Here is an 18280-nt window from a genome sequence, read left to right as displayed (position 1 = left end):
AACCTAAAGGACCATTTTTTCGATGGGGCAGACCAAAATGCCCTCGGCACCTGCTTGCTTCAGTTCGTCGATGACCTCCCAGAAGGTATCCCTAGTGATGACGGAGTGAACGGAGCTCCAACCCTCTTCTGCCAGGGGCAATACTGTGGGGCTGCGCATTCCGGGCAAAATGGAAATGATTTCATCAAGCTTGTCGTTGGGGGCATTTAGCAGGATGTATTTGTTCTGTCTGGCTTGGAGCACGGATTGGATCCTGAACTGTATTTTCTTGAGGATTTCTTTCCGCTCTTCGGATATTGTGGGCGAAACGGCCAGTACGGCCTCACTTTGCAAAATGACCTCCACTTCCTTCAAATTGTTCTTGAACAGGGTGCTGCCACTCGAAACAATATCGCAAATACCATAGGCCAAGCCAATGTTGGGTGCTATTTCCACCGAACCGTTGATGATATGCAATTCTGCCGTGACTCCTTTGGATTTGAGGTATTCGTTCACCGTGTTTGGGTAAGAGGTCGCGACCTTCTTTCCTTCAAAATCCTTGACGGAATTGTACTTGACCCCTTTGGGCACGGCAAGGGACACGCGACATTTGGAGAAATTCAGTTTTTCTGCCACAGCAATGTCAGTTCCTTTTTCCACCAATACATTTTCCCCGATAATGGCAATGTCCACTACCCCATCCCTTAAATATTGGGGAATGTCCCCGTTTCGCAGATAGAAAACTTCCAAAGGAAAGTTTCTTGCAGTGGCCTTTAGTTGGTCCTTTCCATTGTCGATGGAAATACCACAATCCTTTAGAATCTGAAGCGAATCTTCGTTCAAGCGACCGCTCTTTTGTACAGCAATCCGAATTTTTGTCATTAGTTCAACTGTTTTGTTCGAAAAACCAAATGGGCATAAAAACAAAACCCGCTTGATTTCTCAAACGGGTTAGAATATATTTTAGTTACAACAATACACTTCTATCTCGCTTGAGGGCAAGTATAAAAATGGTGATGATGTACAGTGTTATTTCTCATTACATGTCAAATGTAGAACATATTTTTTTATCAAAAAAGCGTTATTTAGTTATTTCCCAAAATAAGGGGAAGCCCATCCTCGCCCGATCCCACTACGACCACTTTGGCGTTTGGGGACTGGGCCAACTTCAAAGTGGCTTCGATTCCCTTGTCCTGTAATATTTTATCGGTCAGGGAAGCACTCAATATTTGGTTGGCGTCCGCTTTACCCTGGGCTTCAATCCGTACCTTTTCGGCTTCCTTTTGGGCGGTCACCAATCGAAATTCATATTCCAATGATTCCTGCTCTTGCTTCAATTTGCGTTCTATGGCGTCCTTGATTGTGGGTGGCAGGGTCACATCCCTTACCAATACTTCATTGAGTTGGATGTATTGGTCCGCCACAATTTTCTGGGTCTCCTCAAAAATTTCCTGTTGAATCGCATCCCGCTTGCTGGAATAGAGCTGTTCCGGGGTGTATCTTCCTACCACGCTTCGGGCAGCAGAGCGAATTGCAGGAAGTAATACACGTTCAATATACTGCTCGCTTTTTTCCTGGTGCAATTTCCCTAATTCGTTGTATTTAGGTTGGAACCAGACCGATGCTTCGAGCTTGATATCCAACCCGTTGGAGGATAGCACGTTCATTTTTTCCAGTCTTTCCTGTTGACGGGCCTCATAGATGAACACCTTGTTCCAAGGGGCCACAATATGAAAACCTTCATCCAGTGGGGGTTCATCCGTTACCACCCCACCGCCAAAAGTCCTGTACAGAACGCCGGCTTCACCGGAACCTATGGTCACTGCGGATTTTGAGATGAATATGATGAGAATGATGATACCTGCAATGGCAGGCAAAACAACCTTTGGTAATTTGTCCATATACTTATTATTTACATTAATCCATTATATTTTCTGATGAACCACTCTGCCGCAAGGACAAGCACCATCAATCCTAGTAAAATACGGAAATCTATTAAAGATACCACATTCTTTCTGCTCTTTTGAACGGGAAGAAACTGTTCTGATGCCGCAAGATCTTCCATCAATGCTTCCACATTGTCCACATAATACAACTTTCCATCAGTCTTTCCAGCCAAGCGACCCAATTTTTTATGATCGGCGGAGGTAAGCTGTTTTTCAGGATCAAAATCCAAAATTCGGAAAACCCCGGAACGCTTGTGGTTTTCACCTTCCACGGAAACGGTAAATCGATATTCGCCCGATGCTAAATCGCTAAGGTCCACTTCGTAATAGGTGCTTTTCAACAACATGGGCGATTCACGGGAGAAATCGTTGTCCGTTCCCTCAATCTGAATGGAAATGCGTGCATTGGGGTCAAATTGATAGCCTTCGTCAAAATACGATGCCCTGATCTTGGCCATGCTGGCATTTTCAAATATGAGCGCATAGTCCACATCCAATCTGCTCCGCTGGTCGTTGGAGGTCAAATAGACCATCAGGGTTCCCATAAAATCATCAAATTTTTGAAAACTCTGATCGTTCCGATAGGTCTGGGCCCGCCACCTCCAAATATTTTCCCCGAACAGTACCGCCTCTCGTTGCTTTCCTTCAGTAAGGATGGAAAACAAAGGTTTGTCCAGATCTACTCCTCGGATTTCTTGAGACATGATGACTTCCCCGCTTTTTTTCAACGTAATATCCCCAAGGTTGCCGACCAAGGGCGGGAAACCGTCCACATTGAACTCCCCAAGGCCGAAAATTCCGAAGGCATTGTTCAAAATGGGCAAGATTTCCTCGGATTGGCTGTTATCCACCGAAAAGCTTTGCTGGGCCCCGTTCAAAAAGTTCCAATCCGTTTTGCTGCCCGTTATGGTGAAATAATTGGCTTTTGAATTTTGTAAAAACTCATATACCTGACGGAAATTCCTATTGGGTTGGTACAAGATCAGAATATCCGCTTCTTCCAAATCTTGGGCAGTTCCAGTGGGTTTGGTAATGGAGACCGATCGTTGCTCATTGGCCTCAATGGATTTTTTCAGTGCGCCGATGTCCGGATGGAGCATATCGGAAACAATCACCACATTGGTTTTTTCATCGATCACCTCAATGGCTGCTTCCTTTACGTTGTTGGTCGTGTTCTTTTCATTTTCCAAAGCACCTACCTCCACTTTGATGGTCTTTATCCCTACGCTTTGGGCCTCCACAAGTGTGTTCAGGGTCTGGCTGTTCTTCAAACCATCCAATTCCACCCTTTGCTGATGGACCCTATTACCATTGATGGAAATGGTCACGGTTTTGGAAACTGCTGCGGAACCTTGGTAGCGGATGGTGGTTTCAACTGGGAACTTATTTTTTAGAAATGCGTAGGTGTTGGTATTGATGAGCCCAACAGAAATATCCTCATACTGGGTAGTGTCGCCGACCACGATTGGGTTTACGGATAGATTTCCGCCCAAATTGAGGTATTCATAATCTCTTCCCAGCGTCTGGTTGCCGTCCGTGATCAGTATGACGGCATTGGTGCCATTCAAAAAAAGCTCATTGGCCGTGGAAAGGGCTTTGGAAATATCGGTATTCCTTTGGTTGAAGACAATGGAGTCGGTTTGGTCAACTGTACTTCCAAAACCAAACCCATGAATGGAAAAACGATCTTGAAGTTGTGAATTCCCCCTGATTTTTTCCAATACTTCGGAAAGAGTTCCCTCCGTTGTGGCCTCTTTCATGGAAGTGGAATGGTCCACCATCAGGATCAAATTCGCTTTTTCCAGATAGTAATCATTGTCTTCAAATTTGGGGTTGATCAAAAGTAAAAGGCCGCAAAACAAGGCAATGAACCTCAATGCGGCCAATATGATCTTTAACGGACCTTTTCTAGGGTTCCTATAGTAGTATTGAAAAAATACAACGCCTAGCGCGATGATCGCGGCAAGAACAATAAGGAACACCGTGTGCAGCTCCATTCATTCTAGGTTAGCATGCCACCATCCACGTTCAACACCTGTCCGGTAACATAGTCGGAAAGATCGGATGCCAAGTACAGACAGGCGTTTGCCACATCTTCGGGAGACCCACCTCTTTTCAACGGAATGGCATCCCTCCAGCCCTGAACTGTTTTCTCATCCAATTTCTCGGTCATCTCGGTCTCAATGAAACCTGGTGCAATGGCATTGCAACGGATGTTCCTAGATCCAAGTTCGAGTGCCACGGATTTGGTGAACCCGATCATACCTGCTTTCGAAGCGGCGTAGTTGGTCTGTCCGGCGTTGCCCTTCACCCCTACCACACTGCTCATGTTGATGATGGATCCCTTGCGCTGTTTCAGCATGGTACGCTGAACGGCCTTGGTCATGTTGAAAACGGATTTCAGGTTGATCTCGATCACGGAATCAAAATCCTCTTCGCCCATGCGCATCAACAGATTGTCCTTGGTGATGCCCGCATTGTTGATCAAAACATCGATACGTCCATCAAAATCTTCCAGAACTTGGGCCACAAGGGCTTCCGAATCTGCATAGCTGGCAGCGTTGCTCTTGTATGCCTTGGCCTTTACGCCCATGCCCGTGAGTTCTTTTTCCAATTCCAAGGCAGGTGCTTCACTGGAACTATAGGTGAAGGCAACATTGGCCCCGTGCTTTACAAAGACTTCGGCAATTCCTCTTCCAATTCCCCGGCTTGCTCCGGTAATGATGACATTTTTTCCTTCCAAAAGTTTCATCTCTTGTTATTTAGTTTTTTAAGTGGTCAGACTTGTCTGCCAATCAACATTTCGGTCTATGACCGCAATGGTCTTGACTGGTTTTGTGCAACCATTGTGTTGGAACGGTTGTCCGCCAAATATAGTGGTTGTTTTACGTTTAGACGAAAAAAAATCCCGCATTGAACGGGATTTGTATAGGATTTAACGGTTGGTTATCCAACCACTTCTTTTACTTTGGCTCCGATTTCCGCGGGTGAATCCACTACATGGATACCGCATTCGCGCATGATTCTTTTCTTGGCCTGTGCAGTGTCGTCGCTTCCTCCCACAATGGCTCCGGCGTGTCCCATGGTACGTCCGGCCGGGGCAGTTTCCCCTGCAATGAAACCAACAATGGGCTTCTTGCTGCCACTTTCTTTGTACCATCTGGCGGCTTCGGCTTCCAATTGACCTCCAATTTCCCCAATCATGACCACACATTCGGTCTCAGGATCGTTGATCAAAAGCTCCACTGCTTTTTTGGTCGTGGTCCCAATGATGGGGTCTCCTCCGATACCAATGGCGGTGGTAATGCCCAAACCTTGTCGCACTACTTGGTCCGCAGCTTCGTAGGTAAGGGTACCTGATTTGGATACAATGCCCACTTTCCCTTTTTTGAAGACAAACCCGGGCATGATACCCACTTTGGCCTCTCCTGGTGTGATGACACCTGGGCAGTTGGGACCGATCAAGGTACAGTCCATACCTTTTATATAGTCATTGGCCTTTACCATGTCGGCCACAGGGATACCTTCTGTAATGGTGATGATCACCTTGATACCTGCACTGGCAGCTTCCATGATGGCGTCCGCAGCAAATGCGGGTGGTACAAAAATAATTGTGGTGTCGGCACCTACTTCCTTAACGGCTTCTTCCACAGTGTCGAAAACGGGTTTGCCCAAGTGTTCTTGACCACCTTTTCCTGGGGTGACACCGCCGACAACGTTGGTTCCATATTCGATCATTTGCTCGGCGTGAAAGGTTCCTTCACTACCGGTGAATCCTTGTACAATTATTCTTGAATCTTTGTTTACTAAGACGCTCATAGGTTTAACTTAATAATAGGTGCAAAAATACGGTTTGCTATGGTTTTAATCTATCGATTTTTTAATTCTTTTTGAGTTTTTGAAGGATTTCCGGAATCATTTTCACCGAGGCCATTTGCTTGAGCTTTTCACGTGCTTCCTCAGCTGGACTTCCAAAATAGGTTTTCCCACCTTCCAAGGATTTGGCTACTCCTGTTTGGGCCAAAATGACGGCTTTTTTTCCGATGGTGGCCCCACTGGTAATCCCGACCTGCCCCCAAAGGGTAACTTCGTCCTCGATCACCACACAACCTGCAATGCCCACATGGGATGCAATCAAACATTTTTTTCCGATGATGGTATCGTGGCCCACTTGAATCTGATTGTCCAGTTTAGATCCCTCCTTGATGGTCGTTGCTGCGGTCACGCCCTTGTCTATGGTGCAAGATGCCCCAATATCTACATGGTTTTCAATGACGACGTTCCCGCCTGACAATAGTTTGTCAAATCCCTCGGGACGATTTTTATAGTAAAAGGCATCCGCCCCCAAAACGGTATTGGCGTGAATGGTGACATGGTCCCCGATCACGCAGCCATCATAAATGGTGACATTGGGATGGATGACGCAATTCTTACCAATTTTTACATGATTGCCAATAAAGGTCCCTGGTTGGATGATGGTGCCCTCGCCTATTTCCGCACTTTCAGAAATGTTGCTGTTCGCCCTTTCGAAAGGCTTGAAATGCTTGGTCAATTTGTTGAAATCCCTAAAGGGATCATCGGAGACCAAGAGTGCCTTACCTTCGGGGCATTCCACTTCTTTGTTGATGAGTACCACGGTGGCCCTGGACTGCAAGGCCTTGTCATAATATTTGGGATGGTCCACAAATACAATGTCGCCTTCTTCCACCACATGGATCTCGTTCATCCCCAAAACCGGAAATGTTTCGTCCCCGACAAATTCGGAACCGATGATTTCGGCAATCTCCTTTAATGAATGGGTCCTGGGAAATTTCATTCCCTACTCTTTAGCACGTTCCAGATAGGCACCTTTCTCGGTGTCGATCTTGATCTTGTCCCCTTCATTGATGAAAAGTGGCACGTTGATCCTCGCCCCGGTCTCCACTGTGGCAGGTTTTGTGGCATTGGTAGCCGTATTGCCCTTCACACCTGGTTCGGTATGGGTCACTTCCAAAATAACACTGGCCGGCATTTCCACGGACAACGGACTGTTATCCTCTGCATTGAAGATAATGGTCACAACCTCTCCTTCTTTCAGCAAATCAGGTGCATCAAGGGAATCCTTTGGCAAAGAGATTTGGTTATAGTCTTCCGTGTTCATGAAATGGAAGGTTTCACCCTCTGGATATAAGTACTGGTAGGTACGTGTCTCTACCCTTACATCCTCTATTTTATGTCCTGCGGAAAAGGTGTTGTCAATGACCTTTCCCGTGGTCACACTTTTTAGTTTTGTACGCACAAAGGCCGGGCCTTTGCCTGGTTTCACATGAAGAAACTCGATGATCTTGAAGATATCGTGGTTGTATCGGATGCACAACCCTTTTCGTATATCAGAAGTATTTGCCATATATTTAATTTGTACTGAAATAGCCTTTCATGATGCCCCTTTGCGAGTCCTTGATGAACTGTAAGATCTCATCACGCTCTGGGGTGGCTTCCATTTCTGCTTCTATAATGGATGCCGCTTGTGAATTGTTGTAGTTTTTTTGATAAAGGATTCGGTAGATATTCTGGATTTCCCGGATCTTGTCCGCTTCAAACCCTCTTCTTCGCAGCCCAATGGAGTTGATCCCCACATAGGACAAAGGCTCCCTTGCCGCCTTCACATAGGGTGGCACATCCTTTCTGACCAAGGACCCCCCGGTCACAAAGGCATGGTTGCCAATGGATACGAATTGGTGTACGGCTACCATTCCGGCCAAGACTACGTTGGTACCGATGGTGACATGTCCTGCCAAAGTGGAGTTGTTGCTAAAAATACAGCCATCACCTACTACGCAATCGTGGGCCACGTGACAATAGGCCATAATGAGACAGTTGTTGCCTATCACGGTTTTCATGCGGTCCGAGGTACCTTTATTGATGGTGGCGCACTCCCTGATCGTGGTGTTGTCGCCGATATGTACTGTGGTCTCCTCTCCTTGATATTTGAGGTCTTGCGGCATGGCCGATATTATGGCCCCGGGAAAAATGTTGCAATTTTTGCCGATTCGTGCGCCTTCCATGATGGTTACGTTGGAACCGATCCAAGTCCCTTCCCCGATGGTCACATTGTTATGGATAGTGGTAAAGGGCTCAATGACCACGTTTTTGGCAATCTTGGCCCCTGGGTGAACGTATGCTAAAGGTTGGTTCATCTACGAGTCTGTGTTTTTTGTTTTAACGATCTGTGCCATCAGTTCGGCCTCAGACACCAATCTCCCATTGGCATAGGCATAGGCCTGCATGTGGCAGATGCCCCTACGGATAGGGGAAATCAGATCGCATTTAAATATTAAGGTGTCCCCTGGAACCACTTGTTGCTTGAACTTCACATTATCAATCTTCATAAAGAAGGTCAAGTAGTTTTCAGGGTCAGGGACCGTGCTCAGCACAAGGATTCCCCCCGTCTGTGCCATGGCCTCCACTTGAAGCACGCCAGGCATTACAGGTGCTCCGGGAAAGTGCCCCACGAAGAAAGGTTCGTTCATGGTCACGTTCTTTACGCCCACCACATGGGAGTCCGAAAGTTCCAATATTTTGTCCACCAACAAGAATGGCGGTCTGTGCGGCAACATGTTCATGATCTGGGTGACATCCATCAACGGGGTCTGGTTCAGATCGTAGGTGGGTACTTTGTTCCTTTTTTCAATTTTGATGATCTTGGAGAGTTTTTTGGCAAACTGGGTGTTCACGAAGTGTCCTGGCTTGTTGGCAATCACTTTTCCCCTGATCCGGGAGCCTACCAAGGCCAAATCGCCCACAACATCCAACAGCTTGTGGCGTGCCGCTTCGTTGGGGTAATGGAGGGTGAGATTGTCCAAGATGCCATTGGGCTTTACAGACAGCTTTTCCTTGTTGAAAGCCTTTTCCAATTTTTTCATGGTGGATTCGGATATTTCCTTGTCCACATAGACGATGGCATTATTGAGGTCACCTCCCTTGATCAGGCCATGCTCCAAGAGCATTTCCAGTTCGTGCAGAAAGCTAAAGGTTCGCGCATCGGCAATTTCCTCTTTAAAGTCACTTATTTTTTCCAAGGTAGCATTCTGGGTGCCCAATACTTTGGTCCCAAAATCGACCATTGTGGTGATCTGGTATTCATCGGATGGGATAACGGTGATCTCGCTGCCCGTGGTTTCGTCTTTATAGGACACAACATCCTTTACAATGTATTCCTCGCGTTCTTGCTCCTGTTCCACAATGCCCGCTTCTTCCAAGGCCTTGACGAAAAACTTGGAGGAACCGTCCATAATTGGAGGTTCTGGTGCATCCAATTCGATAAGGACGTTGTCTATATCCAATCCCACCAAAGCAGCGAGTACATGCTCCGAAGTATGGATTTTCACCCCATTCTTTTCCAAGTTGGTGCCACGTTGGGTGTTGACCACATAATTGGCATCGGCCTCAATGATGGGCTCGCCTTCCAGATCTATCCTCTTGAATGCAAATCCATGGTTTTCCTTTGCAGGCAAAAAACTCATGGTCACATTCTCCCCTGTGTGCAAACCTACGCCCTGTAGGGTCACCTTCTTTGCAATGGTGCGTTGTTTATTGCTTATTTTGCTCACCTTCAACCTTTTTTTCTATGTTGGAGATTTGATTTACCAGCTTGGGCAAATTCTTAAAATGTACATATGATTTGTTGAAGTCTCCATAACTAAGGGCCGGTGACCCTTGGAGTACTTCATCATCCTTTACGTTTCTTCCGATTCCCGATTGGGCCTGAATCTTAACCCTATCACCTATGGTGATGTGGCCTACGATGCCCACTTGCCCTCCAATGAGGCAATTTCTTCCAATCTTTGTTGAGCCCGCTATACCTGTCTGTGCAGCAATGGCAGTGTGCTCCCCTATTTCAACATTGTGGGCTATCTGAATTTGATTATCCAGCTTCACGCCCCTTCGCAATATGGTGGAGCCCAAAGTAGCTCTATCTATGGTGGTTCCTGCACCTACATCGACATTGTCCTCCAGGATCACGTTCCCGGTCTGGGGAACCTTGCTATATTCTCCATCGGCATTGGGGGTGAACCCAAAACCATCGGCCCCGATGATCACTCCACTGTGGATGACACAATTGTTCCCGATCAAGGATTCCGAATAGATTTTCGCCCCGGCAAAGACCACAACATTGTTGCCTATGGTCACATTGTCACCTATATATACGTTGGGGTATATCTTCACATTGTCACCGATCTTCACATTGTCGCCCAAATAGGAAAAAGCACCCAAGTAAAAACCTTCACCATACACCGCACTTTCAGATACAAAAGCAGGGTTTTCCACCCCAACTTTGTTGTTCTTCTTCACCTGGTTGTAATATTCCAACAATTTGGAGAACGACTTGTAGGCATCGTCCACTTTGATCAATGTGGTGGACAAGGTCTGTTCCGGAACAAAGTCTTTGTTCACTATGGTTATGGAGGCCTTTGTGGAATAGATGTATGAGGTGTACTTTGGATTGGCCAAAAAGGTCAGCGACCCTTTCTCCCCTTCTTCGATCTTGGATAATTTATGGACAGCGATTTGAGGATTTCCCTCAACTTCCCCCTCTAGGATGCCGGCAATTTGGGTAGCTGTAAATTTCATTTGTGCAAAAGTAACAAAATTTGTCAAACAGCTTCCTTCGGGTAGCAGCTGTAATATTTGGTAACGGTTTTGGAAAGTGCCTTCAAGCTGAGCTGATCGGATTCTTTGAGCACATCGGTTATTCTTCCACTCTTTTTGAGAATGTAAATGGCCTGTTGTTCCTGACTATAGGCCTTGTTCGATATTTCTCCCTCAAATACAAAGTTGGAGGCTTCTTCGAGTGAAAGATCGTGTTTTTGCATGATTCTTTCCAATTTTCCATTCATTTTTTCTGCGTCGGATGGGCGTTTTTTGATCTTGATGTGCAACAGTTTCCGGTTGAGCAGCATCCGGCACATTTTGGAAAGCACAAAATCATCATGGAACTGCCATGATTTTAGGGCACTGAGTATGTCCACATCGTCCAACTGGGCAAATTTTTCAAGAATTTCTTTGTTGAAGGCAATCGCCCCTTCTTGTTTCAGGAAAAACAACAAGGATTGACTTGCTGACAGTTCCTCGCCCTTGGCAAGCAATATCTTGGCGCGCTGCATGACCCGTATCAACAATTGCTCGGCAGCCAAACCTGTTTTATGGAGATATACCTGCCAGTACATGAACCTTCGGGCCATGAGAAACTTCTCCACGGCATAGATTCCCTTCTCCTCCACCACCAGATTGCCATTGGCCACATTGAGCATGGAAATGAGTCGTTCGGAATTGATGTTGCCTTCGGTGACCCCTGAATAGAAGCTGTCCCTCTTCAGGTAATCCAAACGGTCCATGTCCAATTGGCTCGACACCAGTTGGTTCATATAAGGTTTGGGATAATCACCCATAAAGATGGATATGGCGGTTTCCAGTTGACCGTCGAATTCATCATTCAAGGCCCTCATGAACTGCAACGACAGCTTTTCATGGCTCAGGTCCTTCGCCACGACGCCTTCCAACGCATGGGAAAATGGGCCGTGGCCGATGTCGTGGAGCAGTATGGCACAGAGCAGTCCGTTTTCTTCCTCTTCTGTGATTTCAACGTCTTTCACCCTTAGGACCTGGATAGCCCTTGTCATCAAGTGCATGCTCCCCAACGCGTGGTGGAACCGAGTATGATGGGCCCCTGGATACACCAAATAGGAAAGACCCATTTGGGATATTCTCCGCAACCTTTGAAAATAAGGATGGGCAATGAGTCTAAAAATTAGTTCGTTGGGAGTTCCAATAAAACCGTAAATTGGGTCGTTAAAAACGTTAAGCTTATTGGTTTTTACCAAGGATTTTTGTTTTTATCCCACAAAGATAATCACTATATGAACAAGATTACAATTCTTTGGGTAGATGATGAGATCGATCTGCTCAAACCACATATACTTTTTTTGGAAGGCAAGGGCTACGAAGTGGTCACCAGCCAAAGCGGACAGGATGCGTTGGAGGAACTCAGGGAACAATTTTTCGATATTGTTTTTCTGGATGAGAACATGCCGGGCATATCCGGTCTGGAAACTTTGAACGAGATCAAAAAGTACGATGCCTCCATTCCAGTGGTCATGATCACCAAAAGTGAAGAAGAATACATCATGGACGAAGCCATTGGCTCCAAGATCGCGGATTACCTGATCAAGCCCGTGAATCCCAACCAGATTTTACTTTCCCTAAAAAAGAGTTTGGACAACTCCCGATTGATCTCGGAAAAGACAACCTCCAATTACCAACAGGAATTCCGAAAGATAGCCATGGACCTCTCCATGGTCAATTCCCATGAGGAATGGGTGGATCTGTACAAGAAGTTGATCTATTGGGAGCTGCAATTGGAACACATTGAGGATACCGGGATGTTCGAGATCTTGGAATCCCAAAAAGTAGAGGCCAATTCACAGTTTGGCAAGTTTGTGGATAAAAACTACAAAAGCTGGTTCAAGGATGGGAATGCACCCATCATGTCGCACACCCTGTTCCGGAACAAGGTGCAGCCCGAACTGAAAGGGGGCAAAACCTTGATGGTGGTGATCGATAACCTTCGATACGACCAATGGATGGCCTTCGAAGAGATCCTTTCCGCGCATTATAAAAAGAAGCAGGAATGTGCCTATTTCAGTATTCTCCCCACCGCCACACAATATGCCCGGAATGCTCTTTTTTCTGGTTTGATGCCCTTGGAGATGGAAAAACAGTATCCCAATTGGTGGAAAAATGACACTGATGAAGGGGGGAAAAATCTCTTTGAGGCTGAATTTTTGGGTGCCCAACTAAAGCGATTGGGACTCGACCTGAAATGGGAATACCATAAGATCAATAACCTAAAACAGGGCAAGCAACTGGCCCAGAATTTCAAATCACAAAAGGAAAACGACCTCACCGTGGTGGTCTATAATTTTGTGGACATGCTGTCCCATTCCAAGACCGAAATGGAGGTGGTGAAAGAATTGGCTTCCAACGACAAGGCCTACCGTTCCTTGACTTTGAGTTGGTTCAAGAACTCCCCCTTGCTGGAAATCATCCAACAGGCACAGGCCTTGGGCATGAAGCTCATCCTGACTACGGACCATGGCACCATCAACGTGAAGCAACCCTCAAAAGTGATTGGTGATCGTGAAACCAGCCTGAACCTACGCTACAAAACGGGAAAAAGCCTTACTTATGAGGACAAAGAAGTGTTGGCCACCAAGAATCCCCAGGAAATACACCTGCCCAACATCAACCTGAGCAGCAGTTTCATCTTTGCGAAGAACGATCTCTTCTTCGCCTACCCCAACAACTATAACCATTATGTGAGCTATTATCGGAATACCTACCAGCATGGAGGGGTTTCTTTGGAAGAAATGATCGTTCCTTTTGTAGTTTTGGAAGCTAAATGATGCACTAGTGAAGAAAACTTTTCAATTGAACGAAATCCGGGACGTGGCCAAGGAAGTTATCAGGACCGCTCCGGGAAAGGTCCTCTGTTTTTATGGTGACATGGGTGTTGGAAAAACCACATTGGTCAAGGCCATGGTGAAGGAACTCGGCGCTGTGGACGAGGCCAATAGCCCTACTTTTGGGTTGGTCAACGAATATCGCGGGGAAAACGACAGGCTCATCGCCCACCACTTTGATTTTTATCGATTGAACGATGAAATAGAAGCTTTGGACATGGGCTTCGAGGACTACTTGGCACAAGATGGCTGGGTGTTCATTGAATGGCCGGAAAAGATAAAGTCGTTCATCCCAAGCGACGCTGTGGGTGTATTCCTGCACTTTGTCGATGAAAACACACGCTCAATCGAGTTAAATGTTTCTTAACAACTGATTCCTATATCTTCATCGAAATTATTGTGCAGGGCAATAACTATTCGATAAAACGTTTGTTTTTTGCGTTAAAAAACCAATTTTATCGATGAAACGTAGGTCAGGTTGAAATATTTTCCTACATTTGTCCTGTGAATGAATTCATTTATTAACCAAAAACTCTTTTACGATGAACACTAAAAAAGTTTTTTTTGGATTACTTGCCGTTGCTTTTTTGGCAATGACTGCTGTTTCTACTGTATCTATAGACAAGAAGCAAACTGTAAGTATTGAAAAGTCAAAAATCGTTAAGGTTTAATCTGACTTTCATCCTACAAGTATGAATCCCTTTTTTCGAAAAGGGATTTTTTTTTACAATAATCCTAGGTTTTTTGAGTTAACAAAGTGATGAGCAAAAAATCTACGATAAGAAAGCGTTTCATTATAGAAGGTGCTATTGCATTATTTATAGCGATATCTCCCATAATGTTTTATAGCTATAAATACTTGCCACAAGATGCTACAACTTTAACCATATTGGGAATTACTGTAAATGAAAATAATTTTGGAGACGTAAGCACGGCAATTTACTTTTACTTAAGTAAGGTTGTTCCATTGCTCCTGTTGGTCATTTGGTTCGTAACCTCTAAGAACTGGTGGTACCATGCCATTTTGATTCCAATTTCAATGTACAGTTTTCAGCTGTATACTGTTTTGAATTACTCAAATAGCAATCGCATCGATGAAAATGAAATTCTATATGTCGTGGCCGTAACTATGGTGGTGGTTCCCATTGTATACTTTATAAGGGTCAAATTGGTGGACAAGCATGTGCATGGAATAGATCTGGATGCGATGGACACCGAACTCCAAATATTGAAGGAAAAAGAGGAATTGCGCAAGGAACGGGAGAAACTCGAACTACGGCGGAAGACCCTTTCAAAAAAAATGTAAATTTGTTAAATACCTGATGGTATGCTGAACAGATTTACTGCTTATGAACGAGCCTTCTTCCCCCTTTAGCAAACAGCAATTGCTGCCCCAAGAAGAAACTTTGGAAGTCCTTAAACAAAAGGGCGAACTATTTATAGGAATCCCAAGGGAAAACCAATACCAGGAAAAGAGGGTCTGCCTCACTCCGGATGCCGTAAATGCCATCACGGCACATGGACACCGGGTGCTCATGGAATCCGGGGCCGGGGATGGTGCCAATTTCTCGGACATTGACTATACCAACGCCGGAGCAGAGATCACGCGGGATACCAAAAAGGTGTTTTCGTGTCCCATCATCCTTAAAGTGGAGCCTCCCACCCTATCTGAAATCGATTTGCTGAATCCCCAGACCATTGTCATTTCTGCATTGCAGATAAAGACCCAGCGAAAAGAATATTTTGAGGTCTTGGCCAAAAAAAGGCTGACCGCCATCGCTTTTGAATTCATTCGGGACGAGGATGGCAACTATCCTGCCGTGCGTTCCCTGAGTGAGATTGCGGGCACATCCTCCATACTCATCGCTTCGGAACTGATGGCCGCCACAGGCAAGGGCAATGGACTGATGTTCGGGAACATCAGCGGGGTGCCCCCCGTGGAAGTAGTGATCATTGGGGCTGGGACCGTTGGGGAGTTTGCGGCCCGTTCCGCTTTGGGACTTGGGGCCAACATCAAGGTGTTCGACAATTCCATCAGCAAACTCAGAAACTTACAGATCAATCTGAACCGCACCGTCTATACCTCCACCATCCAGCCCAAGAACCTAATAAAGTCCTTGAAACGCTGCGACGTGGCCATTGGTGCCACACGGGGCAAGGACCGTTCCCCTGTCGTGGTGAGCAGTTCCATGGTGGAAAACATGAAAAAAGGCGCGGTGATCATTGATGTGAGCATAGACATGGGCGGTTGTTTTGAAACCTCGGAGGTGACCACGCACACCAAGCCCACTTTTGAAAAATACGGGGTCATCCATTACGGGGTACCCAATATCCCGTCCCGTTATCCGCGGACCTCTTCCATATCCATCAGCAATATTTTTACTCCTTATCTGCTGAAAATTGGTGAAGATGGGGGCTTGGAACATTCGTTACGGTTCGACAAGGGGTTGCGCAGCGGCCTGTATATGTACCATGGCATTTTGACCAATAAATCGGTCGGCGAATGGTTTGGAATGAATTATAGCGATATTAACTTTCTTATTTTTTAAATACGCATGGGATTTTTAAGGCGATTGGGATGGTACTTGGTAGGACTGTCCATCGGGATAGTGTTTTTGGTATTCTTCTTGAAAAAAAAATCCGGGGGCGAAGGTATGGATTTCTGCTATTTTCCCAATTGTAGGGTATTGAAGGACATGCGCTCCAAACCCATCTCCTTTGGAGATGCTGTTCCGGAATCATATCGGGACACCGTGATGGTCAAATCCATTTTGACCGATGGCGATGTGGATTTTGGCAAAAGCGACACCAAGGCAGAGCCTTGTAAAATTTATTATGTGGAAAAGGAAAAAACTTTGTACAAGTTCAAAAACTGCCCAGACTCACTGATCCTTGATGTTGTTGAGAAACCTTAAAAACGGCATTTATCAATTCAAAAGGCACATTCGTCAATTTTTGTAAAAGAATTAATACTTATTGACCTATATTTCTTACATATTTAAAAGGAATCTATAAAATGGCGTATTTTTTCAAGATATGGCTCAAAATACAATTGTTACTTATTCTCCTGATTTCTATCCGTAGCCAGTCGCAATCCGATTCCCATGTGTCCCAAGAATTAGCGGACATGGATTATAAGGAAATGTATGATTTATTGGTTTCCAGCGAAGATTCCCTATTTAATGCCAAAGTGTTCCATGCTTATGCGAGAAAAGCCAAAAGTGGCAAGGATACATTGGAATTGGCAAAGGCACTCCGCCTTAGGTCATATGATTTGGGCATTTCCGATGGGTTAAAAAGTATTGATTCCGCAATATCCGTAGCCAACAGTATTCAGAAGAGGAAAACAAAGGAATATGATGATTTCATGGCACTTACATATTATACTAAAGCAAATATTTTATATAGTAATTATGATGATGAAAAAGCAGTTGAAGCTTTTATTCAGTGCTTCAATTTTTCCAAAAAGATAAATCATTATGACTTAATGATTAGGACATTGGCCATACTTGCTAATATTAAGGCTGAGTTTGGTCAAGAAAGCGAGGCTATCTTGCTCCAAAGAAGGAACATGGAATTTTTGGAGGAAAGAAAAAATGAAGTCCTGGATTACAAAGAAGTTCATTTGGAAAATCTCTGTTGCATGGCTAGGTGTTTTGCCTTTAATGAAGATACAGATTCAGCAACAGTTTATATCAATAAGGGTTTGCAACTCGCTATGGAGGAAAAAGAAAAACCGATTATAAATGAACTCAGGATACTTGAAGCACAGATAAATTATTATGAGGGAAGGTTATTAAAGGCAAGGGATACGTTAGAAAAATATGTGAGAGAAGAGAGTGGCACCTCGAAGGCGGACATTCAATTTTATTTGGGAATGATTGAAGGTAAGTTGGGAAATACGGAAAATAAAAGAAGGTACTTTGAATCTTATGATAGTATAATGGGAAGATTTGATTGTCCTCTGTATGATAATTCAAATGAAGTCTATCAATTTTTGTTGAAGGAGGCTATCAATAATAATGAAAAACAATTGGTGGACAGATATCTGGATAGGCTTGTATATTATGACAGCCTGTTGCTCAAAACCCAAAAGAACCTACGCGAGATCACCCTAAAAAAGTTTGATCTCCCCATGCAGGAGGAAGAGAAGCAATTGCTCGGCAATATCATTTCGACCAAAAACACATGGCTTACCTGGCTTTATGTCATATCTGGGGTCATGCTCATTGGGTTGGCTGCGTATTACATCAAATATACCACCACCAAGAAAAAACTCAACCATGCAATGAGCCACAGCATACTTCTGGAAAGTGAAGGTTATGAGGGAAGCACACAGGTCTTGGAAAACAAATTGGACGAAGAGACGGCAGATATGGTTTTGAAGAACCTTAAAATATGGGAAGAGCAGCAAGGATTTTTGGACAATGCCCTGACCCAACAAAGTTTGGCCAAAAAACTGAACACCAACAGCTCCTATCTGTCCAAGGTGGTGAACACGTATAAGGGACAAAACTTTGCCAATTACCTGAAAGACTTGAGAATCACCCATGCCGTAAACCATTTGAAAGAAAACCCTGAAATCGTGAAAACAAAGTCCATGATCCAAATTGCGGAAATGTATGGATTCAATTCCGTGGGAGTGTTCTCAACAGCTTTTAAGAATAAAATCGGGGTGACTCCCGGTGTTTTTTTCAAGCAATTACTACAATTGGAACTGTAGAAAAAAGGGGGAGAGCTTATTGATTTATGCTCATGGTTTGTGGCTTCTTCTTATGTTGGCACGTTCAGAAGCGACATAATTATTTGATTATCAGATAATTAATTCGTATATTTAGGTATAATAAAACCCCGAAA

The 18280-nt window shown here is 44.8% G+C and carries 18 protein-coding genes; 7 read left to right on the top strand and 11 right to left on the bottom strand.

What is annotated here, in order from left to right; translation table 11 throughout:
- Positions 1-3: 3 nt before the first annotated feature.
- The 11 genes from hisG to SD450_RS13045 all read right to left on the bottom strand — a co-directional run bounded on the left by hisG (position 4) and on the right by SD450_RS13045 (position 11785).
- On the bottom strand, positions 4-861 hold the full coding sequence (hisG, locus tag SD450_RS13095; RefSeq protein ID WP_318344903.1) for an ATP phosphoribosyltransferase: 858 nt from the start codon (positions 859-861) through the stop codon (positions 4-6).
- Positions 862-1064: 203 nt separating this feature from the next.
- Entirely contained in the window at positions 1065-1880 is an 816-nt protein-coding gene (locus SD450_RS13090; protein WP_318344902.1) for a prohibitin family protein, read from the bottom strand.
- An 11-nt stretch (positions 1881-1891) separates the two neighbouring features.
- On the bottom strand, positions 1892-3922 hold the full coding sequence (locus SD450_RS13085; RefSeq protein ID WP_318344901.1) for a vWA domain-containing protein: 2031 nt from the start codon (positions 3920-3922) through the stop codon (positions 1892-1894).
- A 5-nt stretch (positions 3923-3927) separates the two neighbouring features.
- Entirely contained in the window at positions 3928-4677 is a 750-nt protein-coding gene (gene fabG, locus SD450_RS13080) for a 3-oxoacyl-[acyl-carrier-protein] reductase (protein WP_318344900.1), read from the bottom strand.
- A 194-nt stretch (positions 4678-4871) separates the two neighbouring features.
- A complete protein-coding gene (gene sucD, locus SD450_RS13075) occupies positions 4872-5744 on the bottom strand; it encodes a succinate--CoA ligase subunit alpha (RefSeq protein WP_318344899.1) in 873 nt (290 codons plus the stop codon).
- Between the two features lie 61 nt (positions 5745-5805).
- A complete protein-coding gene (locus tag SD450_RS13070; RefSeq protein WP_318344898.1) occupies positions 5806-6741 on the bottom strand; it encodes a UDP-3-O-(3-hydroxymyristoyl)glucosamine N-acyltransferase in 936 nt (311 codons plus the stop codon).
- A 3-nt stretch (positions 6742-6744) separates the two neighbouring features.
- Complete coding sequence (efp, locus tag SD450_RS13065) at positions 6745-7311, bottom strand: elongation factor P (RefSeq protein WP_318344897.1); 567 nt, start codon at positions 7309-7311, stop codon at positions 6745-6747.
- A 4-nt stretch (positions 7312-7315) separates the two neighbouring features.
- Positions 7316-8101 (bottom strand): acyl-ACP--UDP-N-acetylglucosamine O-acyltransferase, encoded by a 786-nt coding sequence (gene lpxA, locus SD450_RS13060; RefSeq protein WP_108425573.1) that lies wholly within the window; start codon positions 8099-8101, stop codon positions 7316-7318.
- Positions 8102-9514, bottom strand: coding sequence for a bifunctional UDP-3-O-[3-hydroxymyristoyl] N-acetylglucosamine deacetylase/3-hydroxyacyl-ACP dehydratase (locus tag SD450_RS13055; RefSeq protein ID WP_318344896.1), 1413 nt, complete (start codon positions 9512-9514; stop codon positions 8102-8104).
- Positions 9495-10535 (bottom strand): UDP-3-O-(3-hydroxymyristoyl)glucosamine N-acyltransferase, encoded by a 1041-nt coding sequence (gene lpxD, locus SD450_RS13050; RefSeq protein WP_318344895.1) that lies wholly within the window; start codon positions 10533-10535, stop codon positions 9495-9497. Before lpxD ends, SD450_RS13055 begins: the two co-directional genes overlap by 20 nt.
- Before the next feature lie 23 nt (positions 10536-10558).
- A complete protein-coding gene (locus SD450_RS13045; RefSeq protein WP_318344894.1) occupies positions 10559-11785 on the bottom strand; it encodes an HD domain-containing protein in 1227 nt (408 codons plus the stop codon).
- 36 nt (positions 11786-11821) lie between these two features.
- On the opposite strand from SD450_RS13045, the gene porX reads away from it, so the two are divergent.
- From porX to SD450_RS13010, 7 genes are all read left to right on the top strand, one after another.
- Complete coding sequence (porX, locus tag SD450_RS13040; RefSeq protein ID WP_318344893.1) at positions 11822-13366, top strand: T9SS response regulator signal transducer PorX; 1545 nt, start codon at positions 11822-11824, stop codon at positions 13364-13366.
- 7 nt (positions 13367-13373) lie between these two features.
- Positions 13374-13790 carry a tRNA (adenosine(37)-N6)-threonylcarbamoyltransferase complex ATPase subunit type 1 TsaE gene (gene tsaE, locus SD450_RS13035; RefSeq protein ID WP_318344892.1) on the top strand — a complete coding sequence of 139 codons (417 nt, stop codon included), beginning with the start codon at positions 13374-13376 and terminating at the stop codon, positions 13788-13790.
- 175 nt (positions 13791-13965) lie between these two features.
- Positions 13966-14094, top strand: a complete 129-nt coding sequence (locus SD450_RS13030) for a hypothetical protein (protein ID WP_318344891.1) — start codon at positions 13966-13968, stop codon at positions 14092-14094.
- 395 nt (positions 14095-14489) lie between these two features.
- Positions 14490-14729, top strand: a complete 240-nt coding sequence (locus SD450_RS13025; protein ID WP_318344890.1) for a hypothetical protein — start codon at positions 14490-14492, stop codon at positions 14727-14729.
- 43 nt (positions 14730-14772) lie between these two features.
- On the top strand, positions 14773-15972 hold the full coding sequence (locus SD450_RS13020) for an alanine dehydrogenase (RefSeq protein WP_318344889.1): 1200 nt from the start codon (positions 14773-14775) through the stop codon (positions 15970-15972).
- A gap of 6 nt (positions 15973-15978) precedes the next feature.
- On the top strand, positions 15979-16338 hold the full coding sequence (locus SD450_RS13015; RefSeq protein ID WP_318344888.1) for a DUF4258 domain-containing protein: 360 nt from the start codon (positions 15979-15981) through the stop codon (positions 16336-16338).
- Between the two features lie 101 nt (positions 16339-16439).
- Positions 16440-18146 (top strand): helix-turn-helix domain-containing protein, encoded by a 1707-nt coding sequence (locus SD450_RS13010; protein WP_318344887.1) that lies wholly within the window; start codon positions 16440-16442, stop codon positions 18144-18146.
- Positions 18147-18280 lie beyond the last annotated feature (134 nt).

It is taken from the genome of Flagellimonas baculiformis, assembly GCF_033441575.1.
Taxonomy (GTDB): domain Bacteria; phylum Bacteroidota; class Bacteroidia; order Flavobacteriales; family Flavobacteriaceae; genus Flagellimonas; species Flagellimonas baculiformis.
The sequence above is the reverse complement of the archived record's forward strand: the minus strand, read 5'-3'. Positions and strand labels throughout refer to the sequence as shown.

Bases quoted from the DNA above. Each gene is read 5' to 3' on its own strand.
- SD450_RS13090 (WP_318344902.1), bottom strand. From the start codon at position 1,880: ATGGACAAATTACCAAAGGTTGTTTTGCCTGCCATTGCAGGTATCATC.
- SD450_RS13030 (WP_318344891.1), top strand. From the start codon at position 13,966: ATGAACACTAAAAAAGTTTTTTTTGGATTACTTGCCGTTGCTTTTTTG.
- porX (WP_318344893.1), top strand. From the start codon at position 11,822: ATGAACAAGATTACAATTCTTTGGGTAGATGATGAGATCGATCTGCTC.
- SD450_RS13020 (WP_318344889.1), top strand. From the start codon at position 14,773: ATGAACGAGCCTTCTTCCCCCTTTAGCAAACAGCAATTGCTGCCCCAA.
- lpxD (WP_318344895.1), bottom strand. From the start codon at position 10,535: ATGAAATTTACAGCTACCCAAATTGCCGGCATCCTAGAGGGGGAAGTT.
- efp (WP_318344897.1), bottom strand. From the start codon at position 7,311: ATGGCAAATACTTCTGATATACGAAAAGGGTTGTGCATCCGATACAAC.
- SD450_RS13010 (WP_318344887.1), top strand. From the start codon at position 16,440: ATGGCGTATTTTTTCAAGATATGGCTCAAAATACAATTGTTACTTATT.
- hisG (WP_318344903.1), bottom strand. From the start codon at position 861: ATGACAAAAATTCGGATTGCTGTACAAAAGAGCGGTCGCTTGAACGAA.
- SD450_RS13085 (WP_318344901.1), bottom strand. From the start codon at position 3,922: ATGGAGCTGCACACGGTGTTCCTTATTGTTCTTGCCGCGATCATCGCG.
- SD450_RS13070 (WP_318344898.1), bottom strand. From the start codon at position 6,741: ATGAAATTTCCCAGGACCCATTCATTAAAGGAGATTGCCGAAATCATC.
- sucD (WP_318344899.1), bottom strand. From the start codon at position 5,744: ATGAGCGTCTTAGTAAACAAAGATTCAAGAATAATTGTACAAGGATTC.
- SD450_RS13015 (WP_318344888.1), top strand. From the start codon at position 15,979: ATGGGATTTTTAAGGCGATTGGGATGGTACTTGGTAGGACTGTCCATC.
- lpxA (WP_108425573.1), bottom strand. From the start codon at position 8,101: ATGAACCAACCTTTAGCATACGTTCACCCAGGGGCCAAGATTGCCAAA.
- fabG (WP_318344900.1), bottom strand. From the start codon at position 4,677: ATGAAACTTTTGGAAGGAAAAAATGTCATCATTACCGGAGCAAGCCGG.